18 protein-coding genes, 1 tRNA gene and 2 rRNA genes are annotated in these 20,003 nt (G+C 46.4%); 18 read left to right on the forward strand and 3 right to left on the reverse strand.

The genetic code is table 11. The features are described 5' to 3' along the window. Nucleotide 1 precedes the first annotated feature (1 nt). The 4 genes from Q0882_RS09105 to Q0882_RS09120 all read left to right on the forward strand — a co-directional run bounded on the left by Q0882_RS09105 (nucleotide 2) and on the right by Q0882_RS09120 (nucleotide 3,942). A tRNA-Ala gene (locus Q0882_RS09105) sits at nucleotides 2-77 on the forward strand. Between the two features lie 227 nt (nucleotides 78-304). Next, a 23S ribosomal RNA gene (locus Q0882_RS09110) occupies nucleotides 305-3,188 on the forward strand. A gap of 149 nt (nucleotides 3,189-3,337) precedes the next feature. Next, nucleotides 3,338-3,453, forward strand: a 5S ribosomal RNA gene (gene rrf, locus Q0882_RS09115). Between the two features lie 234 nt (nucleotides 3,454-3,687). Further along, the gene (locus Q0882_RS09120) at nucleotides 3,688-3,942 is read left to right on the forward strand and encodes a succinate dehydrogenase assembly factor 2 (RefSeq protein ID WP_299180507.1); all 255 of its coding nucleotides are present in this window, start codon (nucleotides 3,688-3,690) and stop codon (nucleotides 3,940-3,942) included. 414 nt (nucleotides 3,943-4,356) lie between these two features. Here Q0882_RS09120 and nadB read toward each other — a convergent pair whose 3' ends face one another. Continuing rightward, nucleotides 4,357-5,949: an L-aspartate oxidase gene (nadB, locus tag Q0882_RS09125; RefSeq protein WP_299180510.1), complete on the reverse strand. Its 1,593-nt coding sequence runs from the start codon at nucleotides 5,947-5,949 to the stop codon at nucleotides 4,357-4,359. 279 nt (nucleotides 5,950-6,228) lie between these two features. Here nadB and rpoE point away from each other — a divergent pair, with 279 nt between their 5' ends. From rpoE to Q0882_RS09195, 14 genes are all read left to right on the forward strand, one after another. Then, entirely contained in the window at nucleotides 6,229-6,810 is a 582-nt protein-coding gene (rpoE, locus tag Q0882_RS09130) for an RNA polymerase sigma factor RpoE (protein ID WP_299180513.1), read from the forward strand. Nucleotides 6,811-6,840: 30 nt separating this feature from the next. After that, nucleotides 6,841-7,677 (forward strand): MucB/RseB C-terminal domain-containing protein, encoded by an 837-nt coding sequence (locus tag Q0882_RS09135; RefSeq protein WP_299180516.1) that lies wholly within the window; start codon nucleotides 6,841-6,843, stop codon nucleotides 7,675-7,677. Then, on the forward strand, nucleotides 7,674-8,108 hold the full coding sequence (locus Q0882_RS09140; protein ID WP_299180519.1) for a SoxR reducing system RseC family protein: 435 nt from the start codon (nucleotides 7,674-7,676) through the stop codon (nucleotides 8,106-8,108). The genes Q0882_RS09135 and Q0882_RS09140 overlap by 4 nt, the downstream gene beginning before the upstream one ends. A gap of 33 nt (nucleotides 8,109-8,141) precedes the next feature. After that, nucleotides 8,142-9,548, forward strand: coding sequence for a DegQ family serine endoprotease (locus tag Q0882_RS09145; protein WP_299180523.1), 1,407 nt, complete (start codon nucleotides 8,142-8,144; stop codon nucleotides 9,546-9,548). Between the two features lie 110 nt (nucleotides 9,549-9,658). Further along, nucleotides 9,659-11,458 carry a translation elongation factor 4 gene (lepA, locus tag Q0882_RS09150; RefSeq protein WP_299180526.1) on the forward strand — a complete coding sequence of 600 codons (1,800 nt, stop codon included), beginning with the start codon at nucleotides 9,659-9,661 and terminating at the stop codon, nucleotides 11,456-11,458. Between the two features lie 20 nt (nucleotides 11,459-11,478). After that, nucleotides 11,479-12,291, forward strand: a complete 813-nt coding sequence (lepB, locus tag Q0882_RS09155; RefSeq protein WP_299180529.1) for a signal peptidase I — start codon at nucleotides 11,479-11,481, stop codon at nucleotides 12,289-12,291. Between the two features lie 11 nt (nucleotides 12,292-12,302). After that, nucleotides 12,303-12,677 (forward strand): DUF4845 domain-containing protein, encoded by a 375-nt coding sequence (locus tag Q0882_RS09160; RefSeq protein WP_299180532.1) that lies wholly within the window; start codon nucleotides 12,303-12,305, stop codon nucleotides 12,675-12,677. Beyond that, entirely contained in the window at nucleotides 12,674-13,354 is a 681-nt protein-coding gene (gene rnc / locus Q0882_RS09165) for a ribonuclease III (protein WP_299180535.1), read from the forward strand. The genes Q0882_RS09160 and rnc overlap by 4 nt, the downstream gene beginning before the upstream one ends. A 2-nt stretch (nucleotides 13,355-13,356) precedes the next feature. Beyond that, entirely contained in the window at nucleotides 13,357-14,292 is a 936-nt protein-coding gene (gene era, locus Q0882_RS09170) for a GTPase Era (protein WP_366915924.1), read from the forward strand. Nucleotides 14,293-14,309: 17 nt separating this feature from the next. Then, nucleotides 14,310-14,999: a DNA repair protein RecO gene (gene recO / locus Q0882_RS09175; RefSeq protein ID WP_299180538.1), complete on the forward strand. Its 690-nt coding sequence runs from the start codon at nucleotides 14,310-14,312 to the stop codon at nucleotides 14,997-14,999. A gap of 13 nt (nucleotides 15,000-15,012) precedes the next feature. Next, nucleotides 15,013-15,783: a pyridoxine 5'-phosphate synthase gene (gene pdxJ / locus Q0882_RS09180; protein ID WP_299181086.1), complete on the forward strand. Its 771-nt coding sequence runs from the start codon at nucleotides 15,013-15,015 to the stop codon at nucleotides 15,781-15,783. Beyond that, nucleotides 15,780-16,154 (forward strand): holo-ACP synthase, encoded by a 375-nt coding sequence (acpS, locus tag Q0882_RS09185; protein WP_299180540.1) that lies wholly within the window; start codon nucleotides 15,780-15,782, stop codon nucleotides 16,152-16,154. Before pdxJ ends, acpS begins: the two co-directional genes overlap by 4 nt. A gap of 6 nt (nucleotides 16,155-16,160) precedes the next feature. Beyond that, the gene (locus tag Q0882_RS09190) at nucleotides 16,161-16,889 is read left to right on the forward strand and encodes an SDR family oxidoreductase (RefSeq protein ID WP_299180542.1); all 729 of its coding nucleotides are present in this window, start codon (nucleotides 16,161-16,163) and stop codon (nucleotides 16,887-16,889) included. A gap of 27 nt (nucleotides 16,890-16,916) precedes the next feature. Continuing rightward, a complete protein-coding gene (locus Q0882_RS09195) occupies nucleotides 16,917-17,765 on the forward strand; it encodes an amidohydrolase (protein ID WP_299180545.1) in 849 nt (282 codons plus the stop codon). A 44-nt stretch (nucleotides 17,766-17,809) separates the two neighbouring features. Here the strand turns inward: Q0882_RS09195 and Q0882_RS09200 are convergent, their stop codons facing one another. Together Q0882_RS09200 and Q0882_RS09205 are read right to left on the reverse strand one after the other, a co-directional pair. Then, nucleotides 17,810-18,985 (reverse strand): mandelate racemase/muconate lactonizing enzyme family protein, encoded by a 1,176-nt coding sequence (locus tag Q0882_RS09200; RefSeq protein ID WP_299180548.1) that lies wholly within the window; start codon nucleotides 18,983-18,985, stop codon nucleotides 17,810-17,812. 39 nt (nucleotides 18,986-19,024) lie between these two features. Further along, entirely contained in the window at nucleotides 19,025-19,792 is a 768-nt protein-coding gene (locus Q0882_RS09205) for a class II aldolase/adducin family protein (RefSeq protein WP_299180551.1), read from the reverse strand. Between the last annotated feature and the right edge of the window lie 211 nt (nucleotides 19,793-20,003).

The raw sequence follows: 20,003 nt of genomic DNA on the forward strand, positions 1-20,003 counted from the left end.
TGGGGCTATAGCTCAGCTGGGAGAGCGCCTGCTTTGCACGCAGGAGGTCTGCGGTTCGATCCCGCATAGCTCCACCATCTCCTTTAGGAGAGAAGGGAAGAGTTTTAAAACATAGATCATCGACAGAAAATGTTTGTTGGATGAATTATTTTTTAAAGCTTTTTTGCTTTAAACGCTCTTTAACAATTTGGATTTGATTCATTGATTTAGATTGACATGTAGTTTTACTGCATGCGCCAATTCGGCGAAATCTATCGTTACTGTACCAACAAGTTACTGTGATCCAGACGCCTTCGGGTTATATGGTCAAGTGACTAAGCGTGCACGGTGGATGCCTTGGCAGTCAGAGGCGATGAAGGACGTTGTAACCTGCGATAAGGTTCGGGGAGCTGGTAAACAAGCTTTGATCCGGACATTTCCGAATGGGGAAACCCACCTATTTATAGGTATCTTTTACGTGAATACATAGCGTATTAGAGGCGAACCCGGGGAACTGAAACATCTAAGTACCCGGAGGAAAAGAAATCAACCGAGATTCCCTAAGTAGCGGCGAGCGAACGGGGATTAGCCCTTAAGCAATATTGTAGTTAAGAGAACACTCTGGAAAGTGTGGCCATAGTGGGTGATAGCCCCGTATCTGAAAACTTATATATTGTGAAATCGAGTAGGACGGGACACGTGATATCCTGTCTGAATATGGGGGGACCATCCTCCAAGGCTAAATACTCCTGACTGACCGATAGTGAACCAGTACCGTGAGGGAAAGGCGAAAAGAACCCCTGTGAGGGGAGTGAAATAGACCCTGAAACCGTGTACGTACAAGCAGTGGGAGCCGTTTTCGGACGGTGACTGCGTACCTTTTGTATAATGGGTCAGCGACTTACTTTTAGTGGCAAGGTTAAGCATTTGCGGAGCCGTAGGGAAACCGAGTCTTAATAGGGCGTCCAGTCGCTAGGAGTAGACCCGAAACCGAGTGATCTATCCATGAGCAGGTTGAAGATGCAGTAACATGCATTGGAGGACCGAACCGACTGTCGTTGAAAAGCCAGCGGATGACTTGTGGATAGGAGTGAAAGGCTAATCAAACTCGGAGATAGCTGGTTCTCCTCGAAAACTATTTAGGTAGTGCCTCGTGTCTAACCATGGGGGGTAGAGCACTGTTTCGGCTAGGGGGTCATCCCGACTTACCAACCCGATGCAAACTCCGAATACCCATGAGTTCAATCACGGGAGACACACGGCGGGTGCTAACGTCCGTCGTGGAAAGGGAAACAACCCAGACCGTCAGCTAAGGTCCCAAAGTTTATGCTAAGTGGGAAACGATGTGGGAAGGCTCAGACAGCTAGGAGGTTGGCTTAGAAGCAGCCACCCTTTAAAGAAAGCGTAATAGCTCACTAGTCGAGTCGGCCCGCGCGGAAGATATAACGGGGCTAAGCATAACACCGAAGCTACGGATGCACTTTGTGCATGGTAGAGGAGCGTTCTGTAAGCTGTTGAAGCGGAAGCTGTAAGGCACCGTGGAGGTATCAGAAGTGCGAATGCTGACATGAGTAACGATAAGGGAGGTGAAAACCCTCCCCGCCGGAAGACCAAGGGTTCCTGTCCAACGCTATTCGAGGCAGGGTGAGTCGGCCCCTAAGGAGAGGCTGAAGAGCGTATCCGATGGGAAACAGGTTAATATTCCTGTACTGCTCATAACTGCGATGGGGGGACGGAGAAGGCTAGGCTAGCGCGGCGTTGGTTGTCCGCGTTTAAGGTAGTAGGTTGAGGACTTAGGCAAATCCGGGTCCTTAAGACCGAGAACCGATGACGAGGTCCTATATGGACTGAAGTAGTTGATGCCATGCTTCCAGGAAAATCCTCTAAGCTTCAGGTTATGACTAACCGTACCCTAAACCGACACAGGTGGTCAGGTAGAGAATACTAAGGCGTATGAGAAAACTCGGGTGAAGGAACTAGGCAAAATGGCACCGTAACTTCGGGAGAAGGTGCGCCGGTTTTGGTGATGGGATTTACTCCCTAAGCTGAGGCCGGTCGAAGATACCAGGTGGCTGCGACTGTTTATTAAAAACATAGCACTCTGCAAACTCGAAAGAGGACGTATAGGGTGTGACGCCTGCCCGGTGCCGGAAGGTTAATTGATGGGGTTAGCTTAGGCGAAGCTCTTGATCGAAGCCCCGGTAAACGGCGGCCGTAACTATAACGGTCCTAAGGTAGCGAAATTCCTTGTCGGGTAAGTTCCGACCTGCACGAATGGCGTAACGATGGCCACACTGTCTCCACCCGAGACTCAGTGAAATTGAAATAGCTGTTAAGATGCAGTTTACCCGCGGCTAGACGGAAAGACCCCGTGAACCTTTACTACAGCTTCACAGTGGACTTTGACATTACTTGTGTAGAATAGCTGGGAGGCTTTGAAACTTGGACGCCAGTTCAGGTGGAGCCACCTTTGAAATACCAGCCTGGTAATGTTGAGGTTCTAACCTAGGTCCCTAAGCGGGATCGGGGACATTGTGTGGTGGGTAGTTTGACTGGGGCGGTCTCCTCCCAAAGAGTAACGGAGGAGCACGAAGGTACCCTCAGCATGGTCGGAAATCATGCAATGAGCGCAAGAGTAGAAGGGTGCTTGACTGCGAGACAGACACGTCGAGCAGGTACGAAAGTAGGTTCTAGTGATCCGGTGGTTCTGTATGGAAGGGCCATCGCTCAACGGATAAAAGGTACTCCGGGGATAACAGGCTGATACCGCCCAAGAGTTCACATCGACGGCGGTGTTTGGCACCTCGATGTCGGCTCATCACATCCTGGGGCTGAAGCCGGTCCCAAGGGTATGGCTGTTCGCCATTTAAAGTGGTACGCGAGCTGGGTTTAGAACGTCGTGAGACAGTTCGGTCCCTATCTGCCGTGGGCGTTTGAGATTTGAGAAGAGTTGCTCCTAGTACGAGAGGACCGGAGTGAACGAACCTCTGGTGTACCGGTTGTGATGCCAATTGCATTGCCGGGTAGCTACGTTCGGACGGGATAACCGCTGAAAGCATCTAAGCGGGAAGCCTCCTTCAAGATGAGATCTCACTGGGACCTTGAGTCCCCTAAAGGGCCGTTGAAGACTACGACGTTGATAGGTTGGGTGTGGAAGCGCTGTGAGGCGTTGAGCTAACCAATACTAATTGCCCGTGAGGCTTGACCATATAACGCCCAAGGCGTTTGGCAAGTAATTTGTTAGATACAGAGAAAGCGTGATAGAGAGTAACGAATTAGCGTTGCGGATAAGACTACAGTCATTAAGAAAGTCTAGATCATAGAGAAGAAGAATCAGATCCGAGTTGTAACAGTTTTGCTTGGCGACCATAGAGTTGTGGAACCACCTGAATCCATACCGAACTCAGACGTGAAACGCAACATCGCCGATGGTAGTGTGGGGCTTCCCCATGTGAGAGTAGGTCATCGCCAAGCATTTAATTAAGAGAAAGCCCCGGTCACCCAGTGATCGGGGCTTTTTCGTTTTAGGCATATGAAAGCAGGGGGAATGCATGCAGTTGTCAGTATGGATCTCGCGGGCCTTTAAGGATGTGAATGAACCGGGGTTCTTAATATAAGTCATAGGAATATTTCAGATTCGCTTTATAATGGCATGGCTCTATGATTGAGATAAAATGAACATTGAACTTAATAGGAAAGACCTGACTAATGTATACAGAAGAGGATATTCGTCGCCTAAAATGGCAAAGCCGTCGTGGTATGCTTGAGTTAGATGTGTTGTTTGTTCCTTTCGTTGATGAAGCTTTTTCTGAGCTTGATCAAGAGGATCAGAAGCGTTTTGTTAAGTTACTCGATGAAGAGGATCAGGACCTGTTTCTTTGGTTGATGGAGCGTGAGGTACCACAAGATCCCGATTTGCAAAGGATTGTGAGGATTATATTGGAGCGTGTTCAGCCTAAGTGATCTCCATTTAAACCAATCGAAGATATTTCTATCGATTTTTACTGGGCTTCACCTGATTGCGGTGGGGTATGCTTTAGCTCTGGACTTAACGCTAGAGTTAAAGCTTTGCATGTTATTAGCGATCAGTTTTTCATTTGCCTTTGCTATTAAGAGGGCTGTGCTTAATGTTTCTCCCTTTTCAATTGTTTCAATCTCATGGCATCCAGATACCGGCTTAGTACATCTAAAGCAGCTTAATGGACAGGTACTGCAAGTTGATGGCCTTAATCGTAAGGTGGTATGCCCTTTCTGTGTCTATATAGAGTTTAGTGTTGTGGAGCGGTTCTTTCCTGTACCCGTGATAGTTTTTACCGATAGCTGTTCTGAAAAAAACTTTAGACGGCTGAGAGTTCTTGCATTACATGCAAAAATTTCTTAATTCCAGATGAAGTTCTCGGGTGTGAGAATTGTGTCTAATGGCTCCGGCCCTAGATTTGGGAAATCTAGGGTATAGTGTAGTCCGCGACTTTCTTGTCTCTGCATTGCCGAGTTGATAATCAGCTCTGCGACCACTGCGAGGTTACGCAACTCTAGAAGATCATTGCTGATTTTATAGTGGCTGTAGTATTCGCTTATCTCTTGCTGCAATAAATCTACTCTATGTTTTGCGCGCTGAAGTCTTTTCGTTGTTCTTACAATGCCAACGTAATCCCACATAAAACGTCTTATTTCATCCCAGTTGTGTGAAATGATCACGTCTTCATCCGAATCTGTTACCTGTGTCTCATCCCAGGGAGGAATTAACGCCTCTTCTAGTGGTTTCTTCAGGGATATTGCAACATCATCAGAGGCTGATTTTGCGTAGACGAGACACTCTAGGAGAGAGTTACTTGCTAAGCGGTTTGCTCCATGTAAACCGGTAAACGATGTTTCACCAATGGCATAAAGTCCAGGAATGTCTGTCCTGCCTTTCTCATCAGTTAGTACTCCGCCGCAGGTGTAGTGGGCTGCAGGAACAACTGGAATGGGTTCTTGTGTCATATCAATTCCGAGTTTAAGGCAACGTTTATAGATAGTAGGGAAATGTGCCTGGATAAACTCTTTGGGCTTGTGGCTAATATCTAGGAACAGGGAGTCACATCCAAGACGTTTCATCTCATGGTCAATCGCACGTGCAACAATATCTCTGGGAGCAAGCTCTGCACGTTCATCAAATTGATGCATGAACTGTGTACCATCTGGTAACAGAAGTTTGCCTCCTTCGCCCCTCACGGCTTCAGTAATCAGAAATGACTTAGCTTGTGGGTGATAGAGGCACGTTGGATGAAACTGATTAAATTCCATATTGCCGACACGGCAACCAGCACGCCATGCCATCGCTATGCCATCACCAGTCGCACCATCGGAGTTACTGGTGTAGAGGTAGGCTTTTGATGCTCCCCCAGTTGCCAGAATGACGTGTGCAGCCTGAAACACTTCTACGTGTCCTGTTAGTGCATTCAGAATGTAAGCGCCAACACATCTATTCTGAGCCAGTCCTAGCTTTCTTCGTGTGATCAGGTCGACAGCAATATGGTGCTCGAATAGATCAATATTGGGGTTGCTTTCTGCTTGTTGTATTAGAGTTGTTTGTAGTGCTTTGCCGGTGGCGTCGGCAGAGTGAATAATTCGTCTGTGGGAGTGACCACCCTCTTTGGTTAGATGATAGTCATCTTTCTCCTGAGTGAAGGGAACGCCTTGTTGTATTAGCCAATCTATGCTCTCTTTGCCATGATTAACCGTAAACTCTACCGCTTCTTTATGACTTAAGTTTACACCGGCTGTCAGTGTGTCTTCAGCATGAGCTTGGGTGCTATCAGTTGTATCGAGTACTGCTGCTATCCCCCCTTGCGCCAGCCAGGTTGAGCCGCTTGTGAGTTTTCCCTTGCTGAGTACAGCCACCTTAGCGTGAGGAGCTAGTTGAAGTGCCATGGATAAACCGGCTGCACCGCTACCAATGATTAATGCGTCGTAATGATGATGCTGCATGGGGGGACTCTTATGATTCGCTGCTGTCGGGATCTGTGGTGAGTAAGTGCTGGCTTATACTAACCAAATAAGCCGAGCTATTGTTTTTTTATAGACGAAAGGCGCAATTTATCATTTTTTTATGGGCTGAGGGAACTAAGTCTGTTTTAGCTGCTCATAGAAGTGTCCCGATGCTCGTTATGAGGTTGATATGTTGTCCTAGTAGAAGAGATACTGTTGTTGCTATAACCTCTATGCTTATAGTTATTAAGTCTCATGGAAATTATTAAGGATTGCCGAGTGTCGAATGAAAGCCAGACAGTAGTTGATAAGCAACTGGTTGAACGCGTTAAAGCGGGAGACAAGCGTGCGTTCGATCTGTTGGTAAAAAAATATCAACACAAAATAATAGCGTTAATTGGGCGTTATGTTTACGACCAGCATGAAGCTCTGGATGTGGCTCAAGAAACATTTATTAAAGCGTATAGGGCCCTTCCAAAGTTCCGTGGCGATAGTGCCTTTTATACTTGGTTGTACCGGATTGCTATTAATACGGCCAAGAATCATCTGGTTGCAAGAGGGCGCAGGCCTGCTGATGTTGATGTTGATGATGCGCAGTTTTTTGAAGGTGATAATGCGTTGAAAGAGATTGCAACGCCTGAGAACCAGCTTTATCGAGATGAGTTGGAGCAGGTTATTAAAAAAACCTTAAATAAGTTGCCTGAAGACTTGCGTGTGGCTTTGACACTCAGGGAGTTTGAGGGGATGAGCTACGAAGAGATTGCTGATGTGATGGATTGTCCTGTGGGCACGGTCCGTTCGCGAATTTTTAGAGCGCGAGAAGCAATTGATAAAGAAGTAATGCCATTAATGGCTAGCTGATGATAAGAATGAATTTAGAGGTAAGTTACTATGGCTGATCGATCCAATGAATCTGTTTCAGCGTTAATGGATGGTGAAGTGGCTGATTTTGAGCTACGGAGGGTTCTTGAGCGTGTGGAAAATGAACCGGATCTTGTTGATGCTTGGCAGCGTTATCATACAGTTCGTTCTGTCCTGAGAAATGAAGAGGTTTCTGATCCTCAAGTTGATATCAGTTCTCAGATAATGTCAGTGTTGGATTCAGAGCCTGATTTTGATCTCAGTTCTGAGGCCGATAAACCTGTCGAACATAAATCAACAGAAAGCAAATTTCAGTTCTGGAAGCCTTTGGCCAGTATGGCTGCTGCGGCTTCGGTAACTGCCATGGTTATTCTAGGTGTGCAGAACGTCAGTCAGGAAGCTCCGGTGGAAGTTGCTGACCTCCGCCCAAGTTATACCCTTCCTGCGGGGACAGTTTCAAATGATATTGTACGCGCCCAGTTTGGTGAACGTTCTAGCTTGAGTGAGCATGGAACTCAGCCTGAAATTATCCGCATGTCGCAGGGTGTTGAACGTTATATTGAACAGCATCAGCATATGCTCACTGATAAAAAATCCAGTTGGCAAGCTGCCTGGCTACCAGAAGGATTTAATGGCGTAAAGCGTGAAGTTATGGCGCATGCAGAGGTTCAGGTATTCAGTAATGGTCGTAACTCATTTAGTGTGTGTGTCGAGGATTATGGTCGTCAGTCTGTTCCTGAGGGAGTGGCTCAATCCGGTGATATGGTCGCGGTAGGTAAGCGTATTGATGAACAGTTTGTCACTGTTGTTGGCGATGTGCCTTTAATGATCGCTGAACGTATTGCTTCATCTGTTGTGCCCAGATGATCGAAGAAAATGGAAAGGTGGTTGATGTCAGCCGCAATGAAGTTTGGGTAGAGACTGTGAGACAGAGTGCATGTGCATCCTGTGCTGCAAGAAATGGCTGTGGGCATAAGCTGCTTGCTTCAGCGGGGTCAGAAAAACAGTTTGTATTCAAAGTGACTAACCCTGGATCGGTTGCCGTTAAAAAGAATGACCGGGTTCTTCTGGGCATTGAAGAGGGGGCTTTTCTAAAGGCCACTTTATTTATCTATCTCTTCCCAATTTTTTGCATGTTTCTGGGTGCTCTGGGTGCGCAGTTCATATTTGTAAGTGAATTGAGTGTTATTCTGGTTTCGTTTCTTTCTCTTGCAGCCAGTTTTCTTATTGTGCGATACGTCAGCCGCTCGGTTTTTCGGTCCTGTAAGTACCAACCAACTCTTATAAAAGTTATTTAGTTCAACTCATTGATAGATATAGGTGATTTATTTATGAGATCAGTATCTAAGCTATTCGCTTTTGCTCTGTTTGTAATCGTCTTGCCACTCCATGCTAATCAGCTTCCTGATTTTAAAAGCTTGGTCAAGGATACCTCCCCTTCGGTTGTAAATATTAGTACCGTTCAAAAAGGAGGGGGGGATCAAGCGATTCATCCGTTTGCTGGACAGGGGAACGAAGACCTTCCTGAAATCTTTAAACATTTCTTCAGGATGCCTGAATTTCAACAGGGGGAGCGTCCTAGGAGAAAAACGCCCCAATCATTAGGATCTGGTTTCATTATTTCTGATGATGGTTATCTGCTAACGAATCATCACGTTATTGTTGATGCTGACAAAGTGATTGTCAGGTTGGCGGACCGGCGAGAATTGGAAGCTGAAGTGATAGGGTCCGATAAACGATCAGATGTGGCTCTGCTGAAAATCGATGCCGATCACCTTCCTACAGTTAAATTGGGTGCATCAAGAGAGTTAGAAGTCGGTGAATGGGTGCTCGCCATTGGTTCTCCCTTTGGGTTTGATCATAGTGTGACTGCAGGCATTGTAAGTGCAACTGAGCGTGCGTTAGCAAATGAAACCTATGTTCCATTTATTCAGACAGATGTTGCGATCAATCCAGGTAATTCGGGAGGGCCTCTGTTTAATCTTGATGGTGAAGTAATCGGTATTAATTCACAGATATACACCCGTTCAGGTGGATTTATGGGACTGTCATTCGCCATCCCGATCGATGTGGCTATGGATGTGGCCGAACAACTAAAAACGAATGGCTATGTAACTCGGGGCTGGCTTGGCGTCATCATTCAGGAAGTGAATCGAGATCTTGCTGAGTCCTTTGGTTTGAAAAAGCCGGCTGGGGCTCTGGTTGCTAAAGTGTTACCGAATAGTCCAGCAGAAAAAGCTGGTTTGCAGGAAGGAGATGTCATTCTTAAATTTGAGGGGTTTGATGTAGTGCGCTCATCAGACCTTCCTCATCATGTAGGACGGGTTAAACCCGGAGAAAAAGCTAAAGTCGAGATTGTGAGGGCCGGGAAACCCGAGGTGATGCGTGTTGAAATTGGAAAGTTGCCTAATCAGGAAGAGCTGGCGCAATCGACATTGAAAAAACCAGAAGTCGATAACAGTAACCGACTTGGGATCGATGTGGTTGGGCTTGATCAGAAACGTAAAGATAAGTGGCAGGTCAGTACCGGCGTTGTTGTCCGACGTGTGTTACCGGGAGCTGGTGCTGAAGCAGGATTGATGGTCGGCGATGTGATCACAATGCTAAATGGTGAGCAGATTCAGAGTGTCGGGCAATTCAGCCAAGTAACCGAATCGTTGCCTGAGAATAGATCTGTCCCGATGAGAATTGTTCGTCGTGGCAGTCCGATGTTTATCGCTATCCGCACCACGGATTGATCAGATTTTAGTTAAGGGGCCGTGGGCCCCTTTTTCATAGCTCATAGGGTACAAATGCTGTAAACTTCCGCCTTTTCAGCGTGTATCGAGCGACGGACGGTAGCCAGTAAGTGAGCAATCTAGACCATATCCGAAATTTTTCCATTATTGCCCATATTGATCACGGCAAATCCACCTTAGCTGATCGGTTTATCCAGATGTGTGGGGGGCTGAGTGATCGAGAGATGGAAGCCCAAGTTCTTGACTCAATGGAGCTCGAGCGAGAGCGTGGCATTACGATCAAGGCTCAAAGTGTAACTCTTAATTACACAGCTAAAGATGGTAAAACCTATCAACTGAACTTTATCGATACACCGGGCCATGTTGACTTCTCATATGAGGTATCACGCTCTTTAGCTGCATGTGAAGGTGCTCTCCTCGTTGTTGATGCAGCCCAGGGAGTTGAGGCGCAGTCAGTTGCAAACTGTTATACCGCGATCGAACAGGGCCTTGAAGTTGTTCCGATTCTCAATAAGATGGATCTGCCTCAGGCAGAGCCAGAAAGGGTGCGCCTTGAGATCGAAGAGGTGATCGGCATTGATGCGGATGATGCGGTGGCATGCTCTGCAAAAAGTGGATTGGGCGTTGAAGATGTCCTTGAGCAACTGGTTAAGGATGTTCCTCCGCCGGAGGGGGATGTTGATGCACCTCTCCAAGCTCTAATTATTGATTCCTGGTTTGATAATTATCTGGGTGTTGTCTCTCTGGTCCGTGTTACACAGGGCACTTTGCGTAAAAAAGATAAGATTCTTGTTAAATCTACAGGTCAAAGCTATCAGGCGGAATCTGTTGGTATCTTTACACCTAAGCGTACTGAAACCGGTATTCTTCAAGCCGGTGAAGTTGGATTTATTGTCGCGGGTGTAAAGGATATTCATGGCGCGCCGGTAGGTGATACCTTAACCCATCAGAAGACTGCAGAGGTTGATAGTTTACCTGGCTTCCAGAAAGTGCAGCCGCAGGTTTATTCGGGACTATTCCCAACCAGTTCTGATGATTATCAGGATTTTCGTGAGGCATTAGACAAATTAACGTTGAATGATGCATCTCTGTTCTTTGAACCCGAAACCTCTGATGCATTAGGGTTCGGTTTTCGTTGTGGCTTCCTGGGGATGCTCCATATGGAGATTATTCAGGAGCGTTTAGAACGAGAGTATGACCTTGATCTCATTACTACTGCACCAACCGTTATCTATGAGTTAGAGATGAATACCGGTGATGTGATTCATATCGATAGCCCATCAAAATTGCCTGATCCGGGTTCCATCAATGAGATGCGTGAGCCGATTGTTGAGGCGAATATCCTGGTTCCACAAGATTATCTGGGGCAGGTGATCGGCCTGTGTGTAGAGAAACGTGGGGTTCAGAAACAGATGAATTATGTGGGGAATCAGGTTCAGATCACCTATGAGCTTCCCATGGCAGAGGTCGTGCTTGATTTCTTTGATCGACTCAAATCTGTGAGCCGAGGCTATGCTTCTTTAGAGTATAACTTTATTCGTTTTGAGCCTGCGAAGCTTGTTCGTATGGATATTCTGATCAACGGCGATAAAGTTGATGCCCTTGCAGTGATATTGCACCGAGATAATGCACAGTACCGTGGGCGTCAGCTGTGTGAAAAAATGAAAGAGGTGATTCCTCGGCAGATGTTTGATGTGGCTATTCAGGCTGCACTGGGCGGCAAGGTCATCGCCAGAACAACTGTGAAAGCACTGCGTAAAAATGTTTTGGCTAAATGCTACGGTGGCGATGTCAGCCGTAAGAAAAAACTGCTGGCCAAGCAGAAAGAGGGTAAAAAGCGTATGAAACAGGTGGGTAGTGTTGAGATACCACAGGACGCGTTTCTTGCCGTACTTAAGGTCGATAGCTAGTTTCAAAAGGATACTGATAGATGGATTTCGACTTTGCATTGATTCTGGTTTTACTAACTTTTGTATCCGGGGTTGTATGGGGGTATGACCGACTTGTACTGAGCCCTAAGCGTGAAGCTAAATTGCAGTCGGCGATGGGGCAGGCAGCTGAGGAACTCCCCGCTGCGGTTGTTAATGAGATCAATCGGGCTCCAGGTTGGGTTGATACCGGGCGTTCAATGTTTCCGGTACTACTGATTGTACTTATTTTGCGATCTTTTTTAGTCGAACCGTTCCAGATCCCTTCAGGCTCAATGTTACCTACATTGAAAATTGGTGATTTCATACTGGTTAATAAGTTTCATTATGGTCTGCGCTTACCTGTTTTGAATACGGAAGTTGTGTCGATGAATGACCCATTGCGCGGAGATGTGGTCGTCTTCAAATATCCGAAACAGCCTAGTATTAACTATATTAAAAGGGTGGTTGGCCTCCCTGGTGATGTAGTACGCTACCAAAACAAGCAGCTTTACATTAATGGTGAGCTGCAACCTCAGACCCTGTTGGCTCAGTTGCCTCCAATAAGGCCTGAGCGTCTGATTATTAATGAAGAGTTGAGTGGAATTCAGCACCAGTCTTATATTGATCTGAACAGACCTTCACAAAATATGGAGTGGACGGTTCCGCAAGGTCATTATTTTATGGTGGGTGATAACCGTGATAATAGTAACGATAGTCGATACTGGGGCTTTGTCCCTGAGGAACTTTTAGTAGGCAAAGCGTTCGCAGTCTGGATGCACTGGCCAACTTTTCTGTCCATCCCATCTTTTGGCGATGTTCGTATGATTGAGTAATGGAGGAACCAATGAGAACTCGTAAACAGCAAAACGGTGCGTCAATACTTTCAGTATTAGTTGGCTTAATTGTTGCCGGGATTTTCTTCTCTGTCGGATTTAAACTGTATACCCCGTATGTTGACTATAAAACGATAGACTCGATTTTGACTGATGTAATTCAGAATCAGGATGAGCTGTCGAAGAATTTGCGAATTCTAAAGAAGGATTTAAGAAAAAAGTTTACAGTTAATCAGGTCCGTTTACCGAATAAAGACGCTTTGAAAATTACTCGCGAAAAAGGTGTCATCAGGTTCGTCCTGGATTATGAAGCGCGTGTTCCGATGTTTTATAACGTTGATGCACTCGTTGTATTTAAAAAAGAATATGAAGCTATAGCCCCTTGATAAAACCTGTATCTGAGCTAGCCCGCCGTATTGGGCACACATTTTCCGATGAGACACTGTTTGAATTGGCACTGACTCATCGTAGTTGCGGTAAAACGAATAATGAACGCCTGGAGTTTCTGGGTGATTCTATTCTCAATTTTGTGATTGCTGACGATCTGTTTCAGCGCTTTCCCAAAGCTAAAGAGGGAGAGCTCAGTCGCTTGCGTGCCCGTATGGTGAAAGGGGTGACCCTGTCAGAGGTGGCACGTGAACTTGGGTTGGGTGATTACTTACGCCTGGGTAGTGGTGAATTAAAAAGTGGCGGCTATCGCCGTGATTCTATTTTAGCTGATGCCGTTGAGGCTATTATAGGTGCTATCTACCTTGATACTGATATGGAAACTGCACGCGGCTTCATTCTATCTTGGTTCAAAGAACGGTTAGACAAACTGGATCTGAATGAAACGTTAAAAGATTCTAAAACCCGTTTGCAGGAGTTCCTGCAATCACGCCGACTTGCGCTCCCTGAATATGAACTAATTCAGGTAGATGGCGAAGCTCATGCGCAGACTTTTTTTATCGAATGCCGTGTTGAAGGCCTTCCTAAGCCCGCTAAAGGAAAAGGCAGTAGTCGGCGTCAGGCTGAACAGGAATCGGCTAAACAAGCACTTATCGCTTTACAGGTTGAGAAATAGAGATGGCTGAAGATTTAATGCACCTGTTGGAACCGCAAAATCCTGATCAGGCATGTGGGTTCGTTGCGATTGTAGGAAGACCGAATGTTGGGAAATCGACATTAATGAATCATATTCTGGGGCAAAAGCTGAGTATTACTTCACGCAAGCCTCAGACCACGCGCCATCAGATCATGGGGATTAAGACGGAAGGGGATCTTCAAATTGTCTATGTTGATACTCCTGGATTGCATAAAGATGACGGTAAAAAAGCGCTAAACCGCTATATGAATAAAGCGGCCTCCGATGCTCTTCGGGATGTTGATCTGGTTGTATTTATTGTTGACCGTACCGCCTGGACCGAAGAGGACCAGATGGTTCTGGATAAAGTGAAGTACGCGAAGTGTCCAGTGATTCTGGCTGTTAATAAGGTTGACCAGCTAAAAGATAAAACCTCCTTACTGCCTCAAATGCAGTCTCATGCCGAACGAATGGATTTTGCTGAGATGATCCCTCTGTCAGCAAAGCAGGGACACAATGTTGAACAGTTGGAAACGCTGATAGCTAAGTATATGCCCAAAGGGATGCATCACTTTCCTGAAGATCAGCTCACTGACAAAAGTTCACGCTTTATGGCCGCAGAGATGGTACGCGAAAAACTGATGCGTAATCTGGGTGATGAGGTGCCATACGGTACAACGGTGGAGATAGAAGCCTTCAAATATGAAGACAATGGGGTGTTGCATATCAACGCTTTGATCCTTGTGGAGCGGGATGGTCAGAAACGTATTGTGATTGGTGATAAAGGTTCACGTATCAAAACAGTTGGTAGGGATGCCCGCCTTGATATGGAGCGTATGTTTGATTGTAAAGTGATGCTCAATCTTTGGGTGAAAGTTCGTCGTGGTTGGGCTGATGACGAACGAGCCTTGAGAAGTTTAGGCTATAACGACAATTAGAATTCGCGCTCTTCCTTATGGCCCTCATCGATCAACAGGCCGCTTATGTGCTTCATAGCCGGCCTTATCGAGATACCAGCTTACTGGTTGATTTCTTCACTTTAGAACATGGTAAAGTTGCAGCAGTCGTTCAGGGTGCCAGGCGCCCTAACTCTAAACTGCGTGCATCGGTTCAGCCTTTTGTTCCTGTTCAGGTTGGCTGGCGTGGCAGGAATGAGCTCAAAACATTGACTCAGGCAGAACCTGTAGCTGCTATGATGTTCCTTAAAGGGGATGCTCTGCTGTGTGGTTTATATGTCAATGAGCTTTTGCAGCGCCTGTTACAACCTTTTGATCCTCACCCTAAGCTCTACGTGTACTATCAGTACGTGTTGAATGAGTTAGTGGGTTCACATGATGTTGAAGGGGCTTTACGGACTTTTGAACATCGCCTTCTCCATGAACTTGGTTATATGCCTGAACTTGCTTTTAAGCAAGCTGACCGAGTTTATCTTTTAAATATGGAGCAGGGCTTTATCGCTGTTGATCATGTTAATGAAGAGATAAAAGCAAGATGCTTTAATGGTTCTCAACTTTCTGCAATTGCAGAGGACGATTATACTGATCCACAAACACGAAGAGCAGCCAAGCGATTAATGCGGATCCTGATTGACCATACACTGGGCCATAAGCCATTACGCAGCCGCGAACTATTTCAGAAAATGTAAGGAGTGCAATGTGATTGAGCCATCCCGATTGCTGTTGGGGGTTAATATCGACCATGTAGCTACAATTAGACAAGCTCGCGGGACTCGCTATCCAGATACAGTGCAGGCCGCGGCCTTAGCTGAAGAAGCGGGTGCTGATGGCATCACTATTCACTTGAGAGAGGACCGACGTCACATCCAAGACCGGGATGTATATCTGTTGAAAGAAACATTGCAGACCCGGATGAATTTTGAAATGGCTGTGACCGATGAGATGATCACAATAGCCGAAGATGTGAAGCCAGCGCATTGTTGCCTTGTACCTGAGAAACGTGAAGAGCTAACGACTGAGGGTGGGCTTGATGTTCTGGGCCAAGAGAAGCGAATCCAGCAGGCCTGTGAACGGTTGTCCGCTGCGGGTATTGAGGCTTCTCTCTTTATTGATCCAGAACTGGATCAGATCGATGCAACACTTCGCTGTGGGGCTCCGGTTATAGAGTTACATACGGGTGCTTATGCTGAAGCCGATACTGTAGAACAGCAATCCGAAGAGCTTGAGCGTATCCGTACCGCTGCTGCATATGCCTATAAGAAAGGTTTAATCGTTAATGCAGGACATGGATTGCATTATCATAATGTGGAGCAGATCGCTGAAATTCCTGAGATGAATGAGCTAAACATTGGTCATGGCATCATTGCGCGAGCACTGTTTGTCGGATTGAAGAGTGCTGTTTCTGAGATGAAACAACAGATGTTACAGGCGCAAGCGAGGGTGCAACCCAAAAGGGATGCACTGACCAGATGATCAGGGGTATTGGCTCAGATATTTTGCAGATCTCTCGTATCGAGGCCGCCCTTGAAAGAACTGCTGGACTTGAACGTCGTATATTAACAGCTCCAGAGTTAACCGCCTTCTCAGATTCCAGTTTTCCTGCACGCTTCCTTGCTAAACGTTTTGCGGCAAAAGAGGCCATTGTGAAAGCACTCGGTACGGGTATCGGCCGAGGAGTCAGTTGGCAACATATAGAGATCGATAAAGATCAATTTGGAAAGCCACTGGTTCGCCTTTCAGAAGGGGCGGAGCAAAGGGCTGAACAGCTAGAGATCCGTAATATACATCTCAGTTACAGTGATGAAAAAGAGTATGTTATCGCTTTTGTTGTAGCAGAAGGGTAAGTGCCAATGAGTAAGGTCTGTATTGTCACAGGTGGATCAGCAGGTATTGGCGAAGCAGTCGTAAAACGATTGCTCAGCGAAGATTACAAAGTGTTTAATCTGGATCTGATACCCTCAGAGCTGGGTGAGTATATTGAGTGTGATATCTCTCAATTCTCTCAGGTCGTATCTGCTGTGGAGCATGTTGTAGCGGAGACAGGCCGAGTCGATGCAGTTGTCTCGAATGCTGGAATCCATTTTTCTGGAACCATAGAAGATACCAGTGAAGAGGATTTTGATCGGGTAATGTCGATCAATGTGAAAGGTGCATACTATCTCCTTAAATCTGTTCTACCGCAGATGCGTCAACAACAAGCAGGTTCGGTGGTGCTGTTAGGGTCAGACCAATCATTGGTCGGAAAGCCCGCTTCCTTTGCATACAACATGAGTAAAGCGGCACTTGCTTCAATGGCTAAAACAACCGCGTTAGATTATGCCAAATTTGGCATCAGAGCGAATGCTGTATGTCCTGGCACTATTGAAACCCCCCTCTACCATCAGGCAATAGAGCGTTACTGTGAACGCAGTGGCGCTGACAAAGTTCAAGTACATGAAGAGGAAGCTGCACAACAACCTGTTGGCCGCATTGGTCAGCCGGAGGAAGTTGCAGCTCTTGTTGCGCTGCTAGTGGGTGATGAGGCCAAATTTATCACCGGGAGTCTTCAGGTGATCGATGGTGGTTATACCACGCGCTAACCTATAGTCAGATTAAAGGGGAGGAGAATGCATCGAGTCATTGATCCACACATACATCTGTTCAATCAGGCTCAGGGAGATTATCACTGGCTTAAATCAGAAAATGCCCCCTTCTGGCCTGATAAGAAATATCTCTGTCAGGACTTTTCTGAAAGTAATCTTGCTGCGGGGCCTGAGGTGGAAGTGGCCGGTTTTGTTCATATTGAAGCCGGTTTTGATAACGAAGCACCATGGCGCGAGCTTGAGTGGTTGGAGGCTCACTGTAACCGGCCCTTCAGATCTATAGCCTTTGTGGATCTGACACGGAGCGATTTCCTTCGACACCTACATCTGCTGGAACAACACATATCTCTGGTTGGGATTAGGTTTATTCTTGATGACCATGCTGAAGAGTATCTAAGCAACCCACGAGTGCAAGAAAATCTGGCTTATATTGCTGAAAGGGGGTTGTTATTTGAAGCTCAGCTTCCACTGTCAGATACTCTATCAGTGGATGCGTTGCGGGCGGTGCTACAGGTAATGCCTGAATTGCAGGTGGTTGTGAATCATGCTGGTTTTTTTCAGGCCGACAATTTTGATTGGAAACACTCAATTTCAAAGCTGGCTGAATTGGCTGGATGCAGCATTAAATGTTCCGGTTGGGAGATGCTCAATCGGCAGTGGGATCTCGAAGCGATCAAACCTGCCATTACGCATATTATTGCTCAGTTTGGTTCTGAACGGGTGATGCTGGCCAGTAATTTCCCTGTTTCTGATTTAGGGTGTAGTTATCGGGAACTCTGGGCACGTTATATGTTCGGACTACAGATCCCTGAGGAATTAAGGTCAAAGCTGACTTTTAAAAATGCGCAGCGGATCTATCGCCTGGATATATGAAGATAAAAGGCCTCCAGTAGAAGCCTTTTATCTTCAGGAGCTGATTACTTCACTTCGATACGTGGTGAGCGCATAACGATCTCATCATTGAGCTCAATACCAATTCCCGGTGATTCAGAAACCTGGAAGAATCCATCAACAGGTTGTGGATCCTGAATACAGAGCTCTCTATTCCACTGCTTGATCGCATAGGTATGATGTTCATGGATCAGGAAGTTCGGAATAGCTGTTTCCAGATGGAGTGCAGCGGCTGTAGCGACTGGACCACCACAAACATGAGCCTGGATCCGTACATCATAGACATCAGCGTAGTCGCAGACTTTTTTGGTTTCAGTGAAACCGCCACACAGACCGATATCAGGTTGAAGTACATCCAGACTCTGATCCTCAAGATAGGGGCGCACACCCCAGCGGTTATATAGACGTTCACCGCCAGCAATCGGAACATTCACCTTATCTGCTACACGTTTGTGTAGTTCAGAGTTAAGGTAATTCACCGGTTCTTCAAAATACATACAGCGTGCTTCTTCAACCAGCTCACCCAGTTGGATGGCTGTAGAAGCGCCCGGTAGGCTATGGCACTCAAAAATGATATCGCCATCCTCCCCCATAACATCACGGATCGCCATTAAGCGTTCACGAAACATTTTCATATCTTGATTAGTGAAGAGTTTAGTACGATCAAAGTGTGTTTCTCCTTTTGAGTCGTACATAATCGGATCTACCTTGACTGCATCATAACCCTCAGCCAGTGCTTTTTCGGCCGCTTTGGCATAATCTGCTGGGTCAGTAAGGCGGGCAAACTCTGCATCCCAGTCAAATTGTAACTGGCTGGCATAGGTGCGCAGCTTGTCATTTACCTTGCCGCCTAATAGTTGATAAACAGGAAGGCCCAGGGCTTTGCCCTTGATATCCCACAGTGCGGTGTCAATTGCACTCATTGCTGCATAGATGATTGGGCCTCCACCTAGCCCCCAAAAGCTACCACGAAGCATCAAATTCCAGAGGTCTTCTGTCTGGAAAGGGTCGCGGCCGATCAGCATCTCCTCTGCAAACTCTTTAATCATATTTGCCGCAGCGCTGTGACCTAGGTCGTAAGCTAGCCCTGCTTCACCAACTCCATGAAGCCCCTCATCGGTATGGATTCTGACAAAGACCGGATTCCAGACGGGGCGATCAGGGCAGTGGATATCAAATATTTCTACACGATTAATTTTCATTGATTAGCCTTATTCGTTACAAACCAGAAGAGTAGGGTGTTAAGCAGCAAAGCCGGGATCTAGTCGATACGCTTTACGCAGCATAGCGGGCCATGATTTTTGACCTCCGGTTGAACCCGAGTGAACAACATTTGCTTGTTTAAAAATCCCATCGACAATTTCAGAAGCAACGGGAATTGCTTCCTGGCCCGATGCCTGAATCATTAACTGAATTTCGCAGGCTCGTTGGAGATCGTACATACGCATGAAAGCATCACCAACGGTCGGGCCAACGGTCAACGCCCCATGGTTTGGGAGTAGCAGGTGGTTATTAGTGCCAATATCTTCCTGTAGTCGTTTTTTCTCTTCATGGTTAACAGCAAGGCCTTCGTAACCGTGGTGTCCCAGTGAGGAGAGTGAAAAACAGGAGTATTGTGAGAGAGGAAGAAGACCCTCTTTCAGTGTAGAGACTGCGATAGTTTCATTGGTATGCAGGTGGATTACGCAGTGAGCATCGCTGCGGACTTCATGCACAGCGCTATGAATGGTGAAACCTGCAGGGTTTATGTCAAAAGGGGTTTCATCGAGAATATTCCCCTGCAGATCAACTTTGACCAGATTAGAAGCAGTAACCTCATCAAAACTCAGTCCAAATGCGTTCACCAGATAGTGTTCTGTATCGGGGACCTTAGCAGAGATGTGGGTATAGATCAGATCATCCCATCCCTGGTCTGCTACCAATCGGTAGCATGCGGCCAAATCGACCCTAGCCTGCCATTCATCAGATGAAACCTTATTCTTGAGATCCAGTGTAGGGAGATCAAACATGCCAAGTCCTCGTCATAACCGCTCTGATGTTTATTTCGTAACAAGGGGCTAATTATACAGTGATTTATGCTTGAGATTTCACTCGGTTTAGAAATTGCTAGTTTCTTCTTAGTGAGAATCGTTTACAATTAGGCTTTATCATTATTGATAATCATTACTGTCATGTTGGTCGCTATGAATTTTAAAATGCCCCCTTCTGCTCTGTGGTTTC

Origin of the sequence: uncultured Neptuniibacter sp. (assembly GCF_947498015.1) — a bacterium.
Classification (GTDB): Bacteria; Pseudomonadota; Gammaproteobacteria; order Pseudomonadales; family Balneatricaceae; genus Neptuniibacter.